General features: G+C 48.8%; 10 protein-coding genes. All 10 read left to right on the forward strand.

Annotated features, from left to right (window positions below; translation table 11 throughout):
• The first annotated feature begins 531 nt into the window (after positions 1 to 531).
• The 10 genes from CXK86_RS23560 to CXK86_RS23610 all read left to right on the forward strand — a co-directional run bounded on the left by CXK86_RS23560 (position 532) and on the right by CXK86_RS23610 (position 17,230).
• Entirely contained in the window at positions 532 to 1,542 is a 1,011-nt protein-coding gene (locus CXK86_RS23560) for an ATP-grasp domain-containing protein (protein ID WP_101314647.1), read from the forward strand.
• 186 nt (positions 1,543 to 1,728) lie between these two features.
• A complete protein-coding gene (locus CXK86_RS23565) occupies positions 1,729 to 3,084 on the forward strand; it encodes a diaminobutyrate--2-oxoglutarate transaminase (RefSeq protein ID WP_101314648.1) in 1,356 nt (451 codons plus the stop codon).
• Positions 3,078 to 4,511, forward strand: a complete 1,434-nt coding sequence (locus CXK86_RS23570) for an MFS transporter (protein ID WP_101314649.1) — start codon at positions 3,078 to 3,080, stop codon at positions 4,509 to 4,511. The genes CXK86_RS23565 and CXK86_RS23570 overlap by 7 nt, the downstream gene beginning before the upstream one ends.
• Positions 4,489 to 6,276: an IucA/IucC family protein gene (locus CXK86_RS23575; protein WP_257468098.1), complete on the forward strand. Its 1,788-nt coding sequence runs from the start codon at positions 4,489 to 4,491 to the stop codon at positions 6,274 to 6,276. The genes CXK86_RS23570 and CXK86_RS23575 overlap by 23 nt, the downstream gene beginning before the upstream one ends.
• Entirely contained in the window at positions 6,251 to 8,263 is a 2,013-nt protein-coding gene (locus CXK86_RS23580; protein ID WP_101314651.1) for an IucA/IucC family protein, read from the forward strand. Before CXK86_RS23575 ends, CXK86_RS23580 begins: the two co-directional genes overlap by 26 nt.
• Positions 8,260 to 9,036, forward strand: a complete 777-nt coding sequence (locus tag CXK86_RS23585; protein ID WP_101314652.1) for an HpcH/HpaI aldolase family protein — start codon at positions 8,260 to 8,262, stop codon at positions 9,034 to 9,036. Before CXK86_RS23580 ends, CXK86_RS23585 begins: the two co-directional genes overlap by 4 nt.
• Entirely contained in the window at positions 9,033 to 10,466 is a 1,434-nt protein-coding gene (locus tag CXK86_RS32275; protein ID WP_180361853.1) for a type III PLP-dependent enzyme, read from the forward strand. Before CXK86_RS23585 ends, CXK86_RS32275 begins: the two co-directional genes overlap by 4 nt.
• On the forward strand, positions 10,426 to 12,273 hold the full coding sequence (locus CXK86_RS23600; RefSeq protein WP_101314653.1) for an IucA/IucC family protein: 1,848 nt from the start codon (positions 10,426 to 10,428) through the stop codon (positions 12,271 to 12,273). Before CXK86_RS32275 ends, CXK86_RS23600 begins: the two co-directional genes overlap by 41 nt.
• 210 nt (positions 12,274 to 12,483) lie before the next feature.
• On the forward strand, positions 12,484 to 13,491 hold the full coding sequence (locus tag CXK86_RS23605) for a restriction endonuclease (protein ID WP_101314654.1): 1,008 nt from the start codon (positions 12,484 to 12,486) through the stop codon (positions 13,489 to 13,491).
• A gap of 256 nt (positions 13,492 to 13,747) precedes the next feature.
• The gene (locus tag CXK86_RS23610) at positions 13,748 to 17,230 is read left to right on the forward strand and encodes a glycoside hydrolase family 2 TIM barrel-domain containing protein (protein ID WP_101314655.1); all 3,483 of its coding nucleotides are present in this window, start codon (positions 13,748 to 13,750) and stop codon (positions 17,228 to 17,230) included.
• Positions 17,231 to 17,302 lie beyond the last annotated feature (72 nt).

Consider the following 17,302-nt stretch of genomic DNA (forward strand, 5'->3'; position numbering starts at 1 on the left):
CAAAACTCCACATCGACTCCATTGTATGAAGACAAATTAGGCAAGCCGTTGGTAAAACCATGTCCCAAGCTTGCCCGGTTTGTTGTGCCTATTATTCGATAAAAGCATACCAGCATCGACTCAAACCTACACAAAATTCAATCTTATTTTTCCTTAAAAGTTTATTATTGACAATATAACTCGAATTGCCATAAAATAGATTTTGTATGATATTGATAATCATTATCAATATTAAATTACAATAAAAATTGATGAACGTATGAGCAATATAAGTTGAATTCAAATTTCACACGTTAACGGAGGGGGCAGAACAGATCTGAAGAAGCGGAGCTACAAGTTTTCTGCAAGAAAGCTGCATCGGAAGCATAAGCTGCGCCTTTATCACCGGATTTCCCCTTTGTAAAGGGGTTCAAAAAAATCTGGGGATAACAGCGATCGGAAGATGGTTCTGACCGTGCAGTGATTTCGTGTGAAAACTCTATTCAACTTATATAGGAGCGAGTACCTTCATTCGATCGAGGAGGATTTTCAGTGTTTCCGAAAGGGATTCATAATCTGCAAAACCGACTCATTATAAGCAAAGCGAGAGAAATGGGCATCACCTGTGAGCCACTTCTTGAGGGATGCGAAGATTTCCTGAAGCTGTCTGTAGGGGACCAAGAGATCATCATTAACAAAACCAGATCTCATCGTCTGCCGTTAATCGCTGGACTGCTCGCGAAGAACAAGCAGGCATGTAATATGTTAATGCATGAACAGGGCATGCCTGTACCGTCATTTATCGTGATCCCGGAGATGGGAAGCGAAGCAGCAGATTTTCTGGAAAGGCATGGCTCCATTGTAGTGAAACCGCTGGATGCGAGCAGCAGCATGGGCGTGACGCTGGATGTGCGTACCGCAGATGAACTGGAGGAAGCCATTCGTCTTGCGAGTGTCCATGGTAGCAGCATTATGTTACAGCAATATGTGACCGGGATTGATTACAGAGTGCTGATCATTAACGGTGAAGTGGCGGCTGTGAACCAGTATCGGCCTGTCTATGTTGAGGGAGACGGAACTTCAACCGTTCGGGCGTTAATTGAGCAGTTGAATCAGGAACGAATCGAGATGACACCCATTGGCGAGTATGAAGCGTTTCCCGAGGTTAATGCAGAAACGGAACGACTGCTGGAGGTATTACATGCACAAGGGACAACACTGGATGAAGTTCCTGCCGCGGGAAAAGAAATCGAGTTATACAATCTCCGCAATTCTGCCGCCGGAAAAATCAGTGAATTCTACAAGGATTGTACCGAAATCATTCATCCCGAAAATGCCCGGATGATTATTCAGGCGGCAAAGACTCTTCAGATCGATGTAGCAGGAGTCGATGTTCGTTGTCATGATATCCGCACCCCGATCTCCAGAGATCTGGGAGGCATCCTGGAAGTGAACGCCTTGCCAGATCTGACACACCACGTCTTTCCCCATGGTGGAACAACTCGTGATGTGGTTCGGTTATACCTGGAATACCTGTGTCAGGAGCAACTTGAATATAAATAAATATAGCTTATAACAACGTATAGATGACAATATATGACGGATAACGTATAACAGATAACGGATACCATCATTTAATTCGGACCTCACCATGATTTTGAACCAATACCATGTCATATGCAAAATGTAGAACAAGAATCACAGGCAGCAGGTTCAGCCTGAATCGATTATAAGGAGCGTTAGAGGGCTATGTCAGTAGAGGTGCAGACGGAATATCTGAAGATGCAAAATGAGAAGGAATCCAATGCAAGATCGTACCCGAGACATTTCCCACTTGTCATTAACAAGGCCCATGGGGTGAAGATTACCGATACGGAAGGCCGCGTATTCTACGACTGCCTGGCTGGGGCAGGAACATTGGCGCTGGGGCATAACCATGACACGGTGGTCAACGCCATTCGCGATGTTCTGGATCAGCAGATTCCGCTTCATACACTGGATCTGGCAACACCGCTGAAGCTTTCATATATGCAAGAACTATTCTCCATCCTTCCGGCAGAGATGCGAGACACAGCCAAAATCCAGTTCTGTGGTCCAACCGGAGCGGATGCGGTAGAAGCAGCCATTAAGCTGGTCAAACATGCAACAGGTGGCAAGTCTATTCTTGCCTTTCAGGGAGGTTATCACGGTTCGACCCAAGCGACAATGTCGATGAGTGGCAACCTGAGCAAGAAACAACATCTGCAAAGCCTGCTGCCCGATGTTCATTTCCTGCCTTTTCCTTATGAGTACCGCTGCCCATTTGGTGTTGGTGAAGGCATGACGGCCCGGTTAAGCGCACAGTATATCGAGAACTTGCTCGATGATTGCGAGAGCGGTATTGCGGCACCGTGTGGGGTCATTGTGGAGACGGTGCAGGGTGAAGGTGGAGCCATTCCGGCAGATATCGAATGGCTGAGGGAGCTGCGCCGAATCACGGCAGAGCGAAGCATTCCACTTATCATCGACGAAGTGCAGACAGGCATTGGACGGACAGGACGAATGTTTTCGTTTGAACATGCCGGGATTGTACCTGATGTAATCATCTGCTCCAAAGCGGTTGGCGGAAGTCTGCCGATGTCTGTCGTCATCTATAAGGAGGAGCTGGATCGATGGCAGCCTGGTGCACACACAGGTACGTTCCGTGGCAATCAGCTGGCCATGGCAGCGGGACTTGCTACACTTCGTTATATTCGGGAGCAGGATGTTTTGAACAATGTGCATCTGCGCAGTGAGCAGTTCATGAATCAACTGAATGCAATGAAAGAGCGGTATGCAGAGATTGGTGATGTGCGAGGCAGAGGACTGATGATTGGCGTTGAGGTGGTTGATCCAATGGGACGCAAAGATCGTCTGGGACATTATCTGCCTAATGGTGCGCTGGCTGAGTCTATTCAGCGTGAATGTTTCAAGAATGGATTAATTGTAGGACTGGGCGGGCGTCATTCAGCGGTTGTTCGTTTTTTGCCGCCGCTGAATATTACGGAGCAAGAATCGGGTGCAATCCTTGCGATCTTTGAGAAATCGGTAGCTGAAGCGATTGCCTTAGCAACAGCCGCATGCTGAAGCTTTCCCTGATGAAGAGGCATGCAGTATTACTCGCGATTCTGATCGGTGCCTTTTCGCTGGTACTGACCAACAGTGCATTTAACCTGCTGCTGCCTTATTTTGTGCAATATTATCAGATCTCTACGACAGCAGGCGGGTGGATTATCGCGCTGTACATGCTGGCTATGACGTTAACGATGCCGCTGGCGTCCCTGATTGTGGACCGACTGGGGCGTAAGCAGACGTATATGTTGGGGATCAGTATCTATGGACTGTTCTCGGTAGCAGGTGCGTTGTTTTATCACTCTATTGAGGTACTGTTGCTGGTTCGTTTCATGCATGGCGTTGCCGCGGGGCTGATGATTCCGTTATCACTTGTGTTGCTGTTTGATGTATACGGACCGGAGGTACGAGGGCGAATTACCGGAGCGTGGGGCTTGCTGCTTATGTTGGCTCCGGCTGCCGGGCCTACGCTGGGTGGATTCATCATTCAGTATGGACGGCTTGAAATGCTGTTCTGGCTCAATGTGCCACTGGCTATATTCTCGTTGATTGGCTGCGGTCGAGTCATTCAGACCTATATCCCTGCCCGCAGGAAAAAATGGCATCCAACCAGTGTCATGCTGCTCATCTGCGCGGTAGGTGCCCTTAGTCTGGGGGTACAGTTGTACGCAAGTCCTGTCGTGGCAGTATGGGTACCATGGATGCTGATTGCGCTCGGTGTGTTGCTGCTCATTCATTTTGTCCAGACCGAGAACGGTCGCAAGGAACCACTGATCCGGTACCAGTTGCTGCGGCGTAATGCCGTCTTTCCGCTGACTGTACTGATCTCGACTATTCAGGATTGTGTCATGTTTGGTGTGATCTTTGCATTGCCGTTATTGTTCCAGGACGTCTTCCACCTGTCGCCGGCCCTGTCCGGTGCGTTGTTCATTCCCTTGTCGATCTGTACAAGTCTGTTCATGTGGATTGGCGGCAGCTTGTTGGATCGCGGTCGGTCCATACATTTTATCGCATGGGGGACGTTGCTGGTGTCGATATCGATCTTGTCGTTTGCGGTTCTGCCCCTGGGAGCGTCAATCTGGATCATCGGTATACTCATGGCGTGTCGAGGAATCGGCGTTGGTCTGTCAGGCATGAGCATCTCTGCGATTGGTCTGCAAGCATTAGCAGACGAAGACATGCACGAAGGGTCGGTGTTATCAACCACGATTGAGCGTCTGGCTTCTTCGTTTGCGGTGATGGGCTTGACCCTGTATTACGATATGCGTTGGCAATGGCTTGCCGGGGCAGGAACGTCCATGGAGATGGCAAAATGGGGAGCACTCAAAGAGATCTGTATCGGACTTGGCTGCGCCATACTGCTTACACTTCCCCTGGTCTTACTTATAACCCGAAAGAAGGTTGGCATCATTGTTCGAGATGGAAAACAAGCTCCGGTCTGAGGCTGAGCAGCAGGCCCATGAACATTCGTGCAAACTGCTGTTGAACTGTTACATCCGTGAGCTTGCGCTAGAGAAGGAAAGCGATATTCGGATCAATCCGAACACGCTGTCGTACACTGTTACTTTTCAAGCTAGTAGGGTGAAGGTGACAGGACGCTTGTCTTATTACTCTGCCATGGGGGAGCATGAATACCTCAGCATGGAATCTGGCGGGGAAACCGTTCATTATCGCGACCTGGTTCGCTGGATCACATCTGAGCTAAGCGGGAATGGGGAACAGGGAGCGAGTTCGGATCAACATGGAATGATGAAAAGTGTGATGGAAATGAAGCGTTCACTTGAGCTGGAGAATGTACATCCATTGGGTGAGAATATGAATCGTGTAGAGCTGGCGTATGCCAGAGATTTTGCACAAAAGGTTGATAACAGTGTGGGCAACCTTACGTTGTATATCGAACAAGCAGCCGGTCTCGACATCCACGATTATCGCACATCGGAACAGTCACTGTTGTATGGTCATCCGTTCCATCCGTTTCCGAAGAACTCCAAAGGCTTCAGCGAGCAGGATGTGCAGAAGTACAGTCCGGAGTTACGGACATCATTTCAACTCTGTTATATCGCCGTGAGGCAGGATGTCTACATGCAGGAATGGGTCGATGACGAGGCGGCAATGGATTTGCAAGACTTACTGTGGAGCCATGTGGAGCCTATTTTAAAAGAAAAGAGTGAAATGTATGGGCTGCTGCCTGTCCATCCATGGCAATACGCGTACATATCACGATTGTCCGGGGTACAGTCCTATTTTCGAGATGAAAAATTAATTCTACTCGGTAGTGCGGGGCCTATCGTCTATCCAACTTCTTCGGTCCGTACAGTTTATGTTCCCGAATGGAACTGCAATATCAAGCTGTCACTGAACATGCAGATCACCAACATGATTCGCACTAACAGTGCTGAGCAGATGCGCAGAACACTGGATGCCTCCAAGTACGTCAGGCAGCATGACTGCTTCGGTGCTGAACCGAACACGCATATTGCGTATGAGACAGGCGTAGCGACTTGTGCTTTTGAAGATGAAGAGTTAACCAGTCTGTTTACGATAGCTTATCGGCCCATTGAGTTTGATGTTGAGAATACGTATGTCTTATCCAGTCTGGTTGAAGCACCACTTCCCGGGATGCGTTCTAGGTTGATGACGATGCTGGGTGGTGGACGTGACATTGCCGAGCGTTGGCTGGAACGATATCTGGCATGTTCGCTGCTGCCGATTGTAAGGGCGGCGGGAGAGAAAGGTATTCATTTTGAAGCCCATTTGCAGAATACCCTTGTGACCTTAAAGGATGGGTTGCCTGTAGATTTTATCGTCCGCGATCTGGAAGGGGTCAGTGTGGATGAGGAACTTATAAGTGAGCAGGATCGTGCTACGTCCGATTTATTATTTTATTCGCGAGAGAAAGCCTGGGCGCGGACATCGTACTATTTTATCGTCAATCATCTGGGGTCTCTGATTCATGCGATGGCGCGAGATGTGAACGTCCCGGAGGAGCATTTCTGGAAACAGGTACGTGAGGTACTTGTGGAGGAGCTGGAACGAACGGGCAATGCATATGTACGACATCTGCTAACAACGGATGCATTTCTGGCCAAACAAAACTTGGTGAGTTGTGTAAGAGGGATCAGCCAGACCCCGGCCTACGTGCCGGTGAGCAATGTAATGAAACGAATGGGGAGTGAAGTGCGTGGGAGTCGTGAGATACAGGGCTGAAGCAGGCGGCAAGACAGAAGCAGTCTACGTGGCTGTACAGGAACGGATCATGCGGCAGACGCTGGAGGCGATGTGGTTCGAAGGCATTCTGGACAGTCATGTAAGTGGGAGCGAATGGCGAACCAGCGGCCTCACATCTTCCGGCGATTCTGTGGCGTACACGTGTGAAGCTGAACGGAAGTTTTCATTTGGCCGGGTGAAGGTGAAGAAGGGTTCGATCCAAAGAGAAGGCGTATCCTGCACCGATCTGGATCTGTTTTTGGAGGAAATCGTACTGAACGCGTTGAAGGGGGCAAATGTCACGGCTTTTATCCAGGAACTACTCGAAACGATGGCAAAGGACAGTCAGTGCCAAGCTATATTGCCCTTGAACATTCCGAATGAAGATCGGCATTATGATTCGCTCGAAAGTCACATGACCGACGGTCATCTGTACCACCCGAGTTATAAGTCGAGGCTGGGATTTTCTTTGAAAGACAATCTGGCCTATGGCCCTGAATTTAACACGGAGGTTGCATTAGTCTGGGTTGCTGTGAAAAAAGATTTGGCTCAGACCGCTGTATCCGTAGGGTATAGCTCTGAAGAATTGGTAGGGCAACATCTGACCGCAGAGGATATGCAGCGATTTCAACAGATCCTGCAACAACAAGTTCGAACGGACATGGGCGAGAACGCCAACGCATATGTGGCGAGTGTAGATCAGCTTGGGAGCAGTGCCGAAGTTGGTGAGAGCGTTGGAGAGACAATCCAAGCGAAGCTTCATGGGGGAGTTCGTGAAAAAGGCGAAACAGTCCGTAGCTCGGGTAGGGAAGACGGCAAGGTTGGCATAGGAATAGGTTCTGACATTGGTGATCGATATGTATTCATTCCGGTTCATCCGTGGCAGTGGGAGCATCAGTTGGAGTCGGTATATACCCGTCAACGGATGGATGGGGACATCGTATATCTCGGTCCATCGTCTTCGCCCTATCGTGCACAGCAGTCGATCCGTTCACTGTCAAACCGGGTGAACCCGGAAGCCCCATACATCAAGCTGGCTCTCAGCATCACCAACACGTCGAGCACACGTATTCTGGCACAGCATACGACCCAGAACGCGCCGCTGATCAGCGACTGGCTGGATACACTTGTACGTGAAGATGAGCTGTTGCAGCGGGCACAGTTTGGCATTTTGAAAGAAATCATGGGACTGTCGTTCCATTATGAGCAGTTGCCTGCAACCCAGTATGGACGGGCCTACGGCACACTCGGTGCCATCTGGCGGGAGAATGTATCGGTTCATCTGAAGGAAGGCGAGACCGCATGGCCGCTGAATGCGCTGATGTTGGTGCAACCGGATGGTGTTCCATTCATTCAGGATGCTGTAGAACGACATGGTGTGGAAAAGTGGAGTGAGGCCCTTGTTCGCACAGTTACCCTGCCGATTATTCATTTGCTCTATGCACATGGGATTGCGCTGGAATCGCATGCTCAGAATATCATTTTGGTACTGGAAGATGATCTGCCGAAACGAATCATTATCAAGGATCTGCATGATGGCGTTCGCTATGTACCAGATCAACTGTTGCACCCGGAACGGGCACCGAAGCTGAACCCCGAGCCGGAAACCCACCGCAAGTTCAATCGATATTCCTTCATCTATGCCGGAGATGTGTCGGAAGTCCGGGACTATACGTATGATGCATTCTTTTTTATCTGCATGACAGATATTGCGCTGGCCTTGGAGAAGTTTGGGTTGTCGGAGGAAGCGTTCTGGCAGCTGTGCGCAGGTGTAATTGTGGATTATCAGAAGCAGCACCCGGAGTACACGGAACGGTTCGTTGCATTTGACCTTTTTGCCGAAGATGCACTGATCGAAGAGATGACCAAGCGCCGTCTGTATGGGGATGGAGAGTTATATTTCCGCAAAGCGAGCAATCCGCTCAAGATATCAAAGGATGTACTTGAATCAAATGGAACAACCGAATTAAAGGGAATCGTCGAATGAGGATTAACACGCTGAAGGAAAAAATTGCACGCAAACAGCCCGTATACGGCCTTTTTGTATCCATACCACACCCGGTGATCGTCGAGATGATCGGACATGCGGAATATGATTTTGTCATTATTGATCTGGAACATGCCGCAACATCGATGGAATCGGTGGAAGAGTTGGTTCGTGCGGCGGAACTGGTGGGCCTCACCCCGTTGGTACGTATCTCGAAGGTGGAGCGAGCAGAGATTCTTAAAGTGCTGGACTGTGGTGCACAAGGCATCGTCATTCCACATGTCGAGCAACTGGAGCAGGTGGAAGAAGCGGTTCGTCACGCCTACTACCATCCGGTTGGTACGCGTAGCTTGAATAGTGGTCGTCCCGGTGTATTCGGGAAATATCCGCTCACGGGATACATTGGGGAAGCGAACCAACAGGTGATGGTTGTCCCCATGATTGAAAGTGCGGAGGGCGTGCGGCAAAGTGCACAGATTCTGTCTCACCCTCAGGTGAGCTTTGTATTGGAAGGTGCGGCTGATCTGTCGCAATCCCTCGGCGTGCCATGGCAGACCGAGCACCCGGATGTGAGACATGCGCTGGATGAATTGCATGCTACCGCGCAGCAGTGCAAAGTACCTTATGCTACAGTCACGAGAGGCGTGGATGACATGTCGCTCTGGGCTGAGCGGGGAGTACATATATACGTGCTAGGTGATGATCGGAATACGGCGTTTCGGGCGTATGCCCAAAAACGGAATGACTACAGGAATGCGGGTGGGCAGATATGAAACCTAGTGTATGGCATGCGATCGATGAACTGCAACGCGGGATGGAAGATCCGGTATGTGCGTATGTATACGATCTGGCTGGCATTCAGGAGCAAGTACATCAGATGTTGGACAGCATGCCTGGGAACACACAGTTGTTCTACGCCATTAAGGCGAATCCTGATCCGCGGATCATTGAGGCGCTGCTTCCATTGGTGAAGGGCTTTGAAGTGGCTTCAATTGGAGAGTTGCTGAAGGTTAGAGCGGTAAGTCGCGAGGTTCCAATTCTGTTTGGAGGTCCGGGTAAAAAGGAGAGCGAACTGAGGCTGGCAATCGAGCAGGGCGTGAGCTACATCCATGTGGAAAGTTTGCTGGAGTTGCAGCGGATCATTGCGATTGCGAAAGAGCGAGCGAAGGATCAAGAACATGAGCAAGAGCAGGGGAGCAGGCAGAAGCAAGAATGGGAGCAGAAACCGGAGCAGAGAAATGCGGAAGAGTATGGCGAGGAACTGATTAAAGAGCAGAAGCAAAAACAGGATCAAGAACAGAAGCAGGAACATGAGCCGAAACATAAACAACAACAGGGTCTAGCGCAGGAGGTTCGCATTCTTCTTCGAATCAATCTGCGGAGCAGTACTTTACCCCGGACGAAGATTATCATGGGCGGTGGGCCGAGTCCTTTTGGAATCGATGAAGAGGCAGTGGAAGAAGCGATTGAACTCATTCGTGTGGAAGGCGCGGGTGTGGTTCGGTTAAGCGGATTCCATTTTCACTCTTTGTCTAACAATATGGACGCCAGGCTGCATGCCGAGATGATCGAACTGTATTTGCAAAAGGTGGAGCAGTGGCAGCAACAGTATGATCTTCCTGTGGAAGTGGTGAATGCAGGAGGCGGATTCGGCGTGACGTATGATGGGAGCCCCGGATTCGACTGGCCTTTATTCACTTCCCTGCTGGAACAAAGTGAAGCCAGACAGCGCCTTGCCTCATGTGGAGGCGAGTTGTATTTTGAATCGGGTCGGCTGCTGGTGGCAGACCACGGATATTACGCAGCAGAGGTTACGGATATCAAAACCTCTCATGATCAGCATTTTGCCGTGTTAAGAGGAGGTACGCACCACAATCGTCTGCCTGCTTCATGGGGTCATAACCATCCGTTTCAGATTATGGAGACGGATCGTTGGAAGCATTCATATGCCCGGCCAGAGGTAAGAGGTCGTCGAGTCCATATCGTAGGTGAGTTATGCACACCAAAAGATCGTATGCATTCCGATGCGGAGATAGCGCTGCTACGGGTAGGAGACATTGTTGTATTTAAAAAGTCTGGAGCTTATTGTTGGACCATCTCGCATCATGATTTTCTGGGGCATCCGCACCCGGTATTCCATTATCTAACGGAGGACAATGATCATGTCAACACTGATGAAACGTTCCAGTCTGCAAGCCGCTGAACGCCGGATTATGGCGGATCTGATGAATTCATTCTTGTCGGAGCAATTCCTCCCACTGGAGGATAACCCATTCATTGATTTTGCCGAAGCACCTGCACCGTTCCGTCGATTGTACAAGGGATATGACAGCGAAGAGCATAATCAGAATGTAGCTTCTCGCTATAGATTGCACACTCAAGGTATACTCTGTCTGGTTGAAACAGGAGTAAGACAGGGGACTCAGTGGGTTCAGGGTTCACCGATCTACGAGGAGAAAACTGATGGAAGCTGGGTTCTCCTTGATACTCCGGCAGAAGTTGGACGTGCGGTGTTACAGAGGGCTTTGTCGGATAAGGCCTATGCGCAGCCTGGGGTAGCGGAATTCCTGGTTAGTCTGGACATTGCTGTGGAGCAGTATGCTTTGGGCTGGGAACAAGTCCAGTATCTGTCCGCTAACGTCCCGGCTTCTGCGTATGAATGGTTTATCAAAGGCGAACGTGTTGCTGCATTGCGGGATCGTCCATTTCACCCATCGTCCAAAGCCAAGGTGGGATTCAACGCAGAAGATGTAACACGCTATGCAGCGGAATTCGGGAAGGCGATTTCGCTGCGATGGGTTGCTATACGACTGGATGCCGTGCAGCAAGGTTGTGAAGATGGGCTGTCCATTTTGGACGTGTTAGACGATGTTCAGCGCGGAATGGTGGAAGCCGAGTTTGCCCGAAAAGGAATCACGTTGGAACAATATCTGCCGATGCCTGTACATCCTTGGCAATTGCAGCATGTGATTCTGCCCCGTTTCACTGGGGAGATCGAAGAAGGCAGTATTGTCGTATTGGACATAGAAGTGGGCGACGTACAGGCAACATCCTCTCTGCGCTCGATGGCTCCATCAACCGAATCTAATCTGATGCTCAAGCTACCGGTTAGTGTGCTGTCACTGGGGGCTGCTCGTTATCTTCCGGTGGTCAAGCTGCTGAATGGTCTTGTTGGAGAACGGATGCTACGACAGGCCGTTGCTTGTGACGAGACGTTGAAGGAAAAGGTGTTCATGTGCGAAGAGCAGAACTGGTGGGGTTTCATGCCAGAATCCATGGGACTGTTCGATGATCATCCCCGGCATCTGGCTGCACAGATTCGTGTGTATCCCGCTGAGTTGCTGGGTGAAGCCTACAAAGTAATTCCAATGGCCGCACTGGGTGTTAACCTGGAAGGGCATCATCTATTAACGGAAATTCTGGGGGAAAACCTGAGCAGCACGGATGTTCTCGAGTTCTATACCAGCATAGCTACGACGTTCTATGATATCGTGATGCGTCTGTTCAAGGTGGGCGTCGTACCTGAGATTCATGGTCAGAACTGTTGTCTGGTGTTAAAGGATAATCAGGTAAAAGGCCTATTGTTCCGCGATCATGATTCCGTGCGTCTGCATCAGCCTTATCTGGACAAGCATGGTATTGCAGACCCTGCCTACCATATTCGCCCGGGTTACTCGAACAGCCTGTATAACGAGACGATTGAGAAGCTGATTTTCTATGTGCAGTCGCTGGGGACGCAGGTGAATCTGGCTGCGATCATGGAGGCACTGAGCGAAGTGTATCACATCCCGGAAACGAAGTTATGGGAGATCACGGAGCAGGCTTGGAAGGAAGCGCTGCAACATGTGCAGCTTCCCGAATCCGACCGGGCCGCGCTCGCTCATGCGATATTCGAGAGCAAGGAGTGGCCCGTGAAGTTAGTTGTCCGTCCGCTGCTTGAAGCGGATGGGGTGCCTGGCGCGATGCCGTCGGGCAAAGGCATAGGGTGGAACCCTTTTTACAAGGGATAGAGATTTAGGTGAGTTTAAAGGTGCATAAAACATATTCAAAGAAAAGGTGACTTGAGATAATTCAAGTCACCTTTTAGATTTGCTTAACAATAATCTTGCAGTTCGAAGTGTAATAAATTACTGAACTATATACAGTCTTCATGCAGGGAATGTCATTTCCATGCCGAAACTTTTAATTAAGTTAGAAATAAGCAAGTTATGGAGGAACTTATGAGTAAAAATAATTGGTTTATTAGAGCCGGAGAGAATGCATATCTCTTTGAAGAGTTCAAAGAAACACAGATGATAGCCATTGGTTGGAATGAAGTAGGTTCATTGGCACAAGTGAGACATATCGATGATGTGAAGAAGCGACTTCGTGACGAGTATCCCGACTATAAGGATGGCAAAGTAAATATAACAGCGGGTCAGTTAATCAGATTTGCTAATGAAATGAAAGTAGGAGATTTGGTTGTTACATATAATCCTCAAACACGCGAGTATCTGATTGGGGAAATTACTTCAGACTATGAATTTGGTGAAGGGGTTATTTCGGACAAAAATCACTATAGAAAGGTGTTGTGGAACGGGCTAGTTAATCGGGATGTTTTAACAGCGAACACACGTAATTCTCTAGGTTCGATAATGACTCTTTTTGCATTGCAAAATGAAACAGTGAAGGAACTGATCCATTTTTTGAAATCCAAAAGTGCTGAGTCTTTTGAATCACAACCGGAAGAAACTGAGAAAGAACAGGCAGAACTAGATACAATCAAGGAAGATGTAATTGAGAGAGCACATGAATTTATAAAGGACAAATTCAATCATTTAGATTGGGAAGAAATGCAGAGTCTGGTAGCTGGTGTCTTAAGAGGCATGGGATACAAAACAAGAATATCTGTAAAAGGACCTGATCGCGGAAGAGATATTATTGCATCTCCAGATGGTTTGGGGCTGCAACAGCCTAGAATTATGGTGGAAGTTAAACATAGGAAAAACGCGATGGGATCCAATGAGATTCGAAGTTTTATCGGAGGGTTAAGACCCGGTGATCAAGGAGTTTATGTTTCAACTGGGGGATTCACCAGAGAGGCTAAGTATGAAGCAGAACGTTCTAACATTCCAGTTTCTTTGGTAGATGCAGATCTTCTGGTAGAGCTGATTAATCAGCATTATGATGCATTTGATTCAGAGGCTAAATCATTAATGCCCCTAAAGAAGATATATTGGCCTTTATAGAACAGAGAAGGTGACTCGGCTGACGGGTTGCCTTTTTGGCTTGTTATCATTGAGAGTTGAAATGCTTGGAGGGATAAAACGTTCATCATTCTGGCTAAAAAATCTTATGAAATGGAGGTACAGGAAAGAGACTGATGGTATAATCGGGTTATGTGTTATAGTCATACTTGTGTATTATCGAAAAGGTTTTCGGAAAAAGCGACAGCTACTGTTGTAACCGTAATCATAATTTACTTGAAGAAAGTGAGAATCTACCATGAATCAGAAGAGGCTTTTTAATGATGGATGGCAATTTGCGAAAAGCAAGCTGGATGTTACGGAACCTGCGGGTCTGGTGTATGAACCTGTGGAGCTTCCCCATGATTGGCTGATATATAATACGCTTGAACTGTATGAAGACAGCATTGGATGGTACCGCAAGACGTTCCATTACACGAAGGATGAGCAGCAGCTTTTACTCTGTTTTGATGGCGTATACATGGACTCTTCGGTGTATGTGAACGGGCAGCTGGTTGGAGAGTGGAAGTATGGCTATTCTGCTTTTGAACATGAGATCACGAATGCACTGGTGGAAGGCGACAATGAGATTGTGGTCAAAGTGGTGCATCAGAGCCCGAACAGCAGATGGTATTCCGGGGCCGGAATCTATCGCCATGTGTGGCTGAAGACGAGAGATCGTAACCATATCATCACGGATGGAACGTATGTATCCATCAAGCAACAGACGGATGGCTGGCAGGTAGAAGTGGATACGGAATTGAACCTGGAACAGAATCAGCAAGCAGAGTTGGTGCATACGATTCTGTATGAGGGTCAGATGGTGGCATCCAGCCAAGCGAATGTTACGGCTTCGGTGGGTGAGAATGCGGCTGTATCGACAGATAGCCAACAGATCAGTGTGGAGAATCCAAACCTATGGAGCCCGGATGCACCGCATCTGTATGAACTGGTCACCGAACTGAGACTGATCTCGGATGATCAGAGTGAGGAGATCATTGAAACCGTAACCCAACGTATTGGATTTAAGGACGTTAAGCTGGATCCTAGTGAAGGTTTCTATCTGAATGGAGTCCACACAAAGATGAACGGCGTGTGCGAACACCACGATCTCGGGGCACTGGGAGCTGCGTTTAACCTGACGGCATTGCGTAGAAGATTTGTTTTGCTCAAAGAAATGGGCGTTAACGCCATCCGGACTGCGCATAATATGCCTGCCAAAGAGTTCATGGAACTCGCGGATGAGATGGGTATGCTGGTGGTGTCTGAGGCCTTTGATATGTGGGAACGTGCCAAAACGCCATACGACTATGCGAGATTTTTCCCGGAGTGGGTGCATACCGATGTGAAGAGTTGGGTGAAACGCGACCGTAACCATGCCAGCCTGATCATGTGGAGTATCGGGAACGAAATTTACGATACCCATGCGGATGAGCGTGGACAGGAAGTTACTCGGATGCTGATGGATTATGTGCTGGAATTTGATCCGAAAGGCAATGCAGGAGTGACGATTGGTTCGAACTACATGCCTTGGGAAAATGCACAAAAATGTGCGGACATCGTGAAGCTGGCAGGCTACAACTACGCGGAAAAATATTACGACAAACATCATGAAGAGCATCCGGACTGGATCATCTATGGTAGTGAGACGTCTTCGGTGGTGCAGAGTCGTGGCATTTATCACTTCCCGTTCGAACAGCCGATTCTGGCAGATGATGACGAGCAGTGCTCGGCTTTGGGTAACAGTACGACCAGCTGGGGCGCGAAGTCGGCAGAATACTGCATTTTGGCAGAGCGGGATCGTCCTTACTCATTGGGTCAATTCCTGTGGACTGGATTCGATTATATTGGAGAGCCGACACCGTATCATACGAAGAATTCGTATTTTGGACAGCTGGATACAGCAACGTTCCCGAAAGACTCTTATTTCATTTACCAAGCGGCTTGGACGGATTATAAGAAAAGCCCGATGGTTCACCTGTTCCCGTATTGGGATTTCAGCCCGGGTCAGATCATTGATGTACGCGTGTGCAGCAACGCGCCGAAGATTGAGCTGCAACTCAATGGTAAAACCATTGGCACGTACGATATCGATCATGCCAATGGAACACAGCTGTCTGGCTGGTGGAAAGTGCCTTATGAAGAGGGCGAGCTAAAAGCGATCGCTTACGACGAGAACGGCCAGATCATTGCAACCGATGTGCAAAGATCCTATACGGATGCGAAGAAGATTCGTCTGCAAGCGGATCGGGAGCAGTTGCAAGCCAGTGGCACAGACCTCATTTTTGTAGAAATTGATGTGGAAGATGAAGCGGGTAATCCGGTTCACAATGCAAACAACCGTGTGCAAGTTCAAGTGACGGGTGCAGGACGACTGCTGGGTCTGGATAACGGGGACAGCACGGACTATGATCCATACAAAGGGTTGAGCAGAAGACTGTTCAGCGGTAAACTGATGGCGATCATCGGAGCCACAAATGAACCTGGAACGGTACGGATTGAAGTTTCTTCTGAAGGGTTGGAAGGGGCTACGGCTGAGTTCGAATCGCGGGTTGTGGATGGAAAACTTGATGGTGAAAAACAAGTGCAACCTGTCTTCATGAACAATGAAGAACGTCCGGTGCTGACGGGGAATGCTCAGGAGATTCCTTTGCGGAAAATCGAGATCATCAGTAGTGCAGGACAGTTGCTCGATCCGTCCAACCCTGAGCTGGTTGTAACTGCCAAGCTGTATCCAGAGAACACCTCCTACCGAGATATCGAGTGGGCTGTTGTGAATGATGCAGGAATTGAATCCAACATTGCCAAAGTGGAAGCTGTTCAAGCAGAAACGGGCGACAACGGTGAGCATCAACTTGCGGTGAAGGTCTCTGCTATAGGTGACGGGGAGTTCCGGCTTCGCGCAACCAGTACCAATGGTACGGATAAAACGAAACTGATCTCCCAGTTGGAGTTCAAGGCGGACGGTCTCGGCACAGCTTACAAAGATCCATACGGCTTCATCACGGGCGGACTGTATGATTACACCAAAGGTGAGGTTGGTAACGGCAACGAACGTGGGGTAGCGACAAGTCGGGACGGTGAAACTCACGTGGGCTTCCGCAATATTGACTTTGGGCCATATGGCTCCGATACGATTACCATTCCGATCTTTACGCTGTCCACTGAGGAGTACTTCATTCAGATCTGGGAAGGGATGCCGGATGAAGAGGGAAGTACGATGATCGCGGATGTGGTGTATGACAAAGAGTCCATCTGGAATGTGTACCAGGAAGAGACATATCATCTGTCCAAACGCCTTAGCGGGATCACGTCGATCTGTTTTGTACTGAAACAGAAGATTCATATTAAAGGATTCTCCTTCGAACGCCAGAGTCGGGCCTTTGAACAGAATGCCGCTGCATCCTGTGACCATCTCTATGGAGATACGTTTAAAATTGAAGGTGATCGAGTAGAAGGCATTGGGAACAACGTATCACTGGAGTTTGAAAATATGGACTTTACGGCAGAAGGCACATCGAAGCTCGTTATTTATGGGCATTCACCGATTGATAAGAATACCATTCATATTCGTTTTGCAGGTGCGGACGGACAGAGCAACCAGTTGGTTGAGTTCACACAGTCGGGTGGATATGAGGAGCGGGTGTTTGAGCTTGAGCAGGTGAAAGGTGAGCAGAAAGTAAGCTTTATCTTCCTGCCAGGCAGTCAGTTTGACTTCGGCTGGTTCCGATTCGAGAAATAAGACGATACTTGGAATAAAATATTATCCTCCATCGCTCCGTTGAGCGGTGTGTTGTTAAACAGATTAATCCTC

It is taken from the genome of Paenibacillus sp. BGI2013 (assembly GCF_002843485.1).
Taxonomy (GTDB): Bacteria; Bacillota; Bacilli; order Paenibacillales; family Paenibacillaceae; genus Paenibacillus; species Paenibacillus amylolyticus.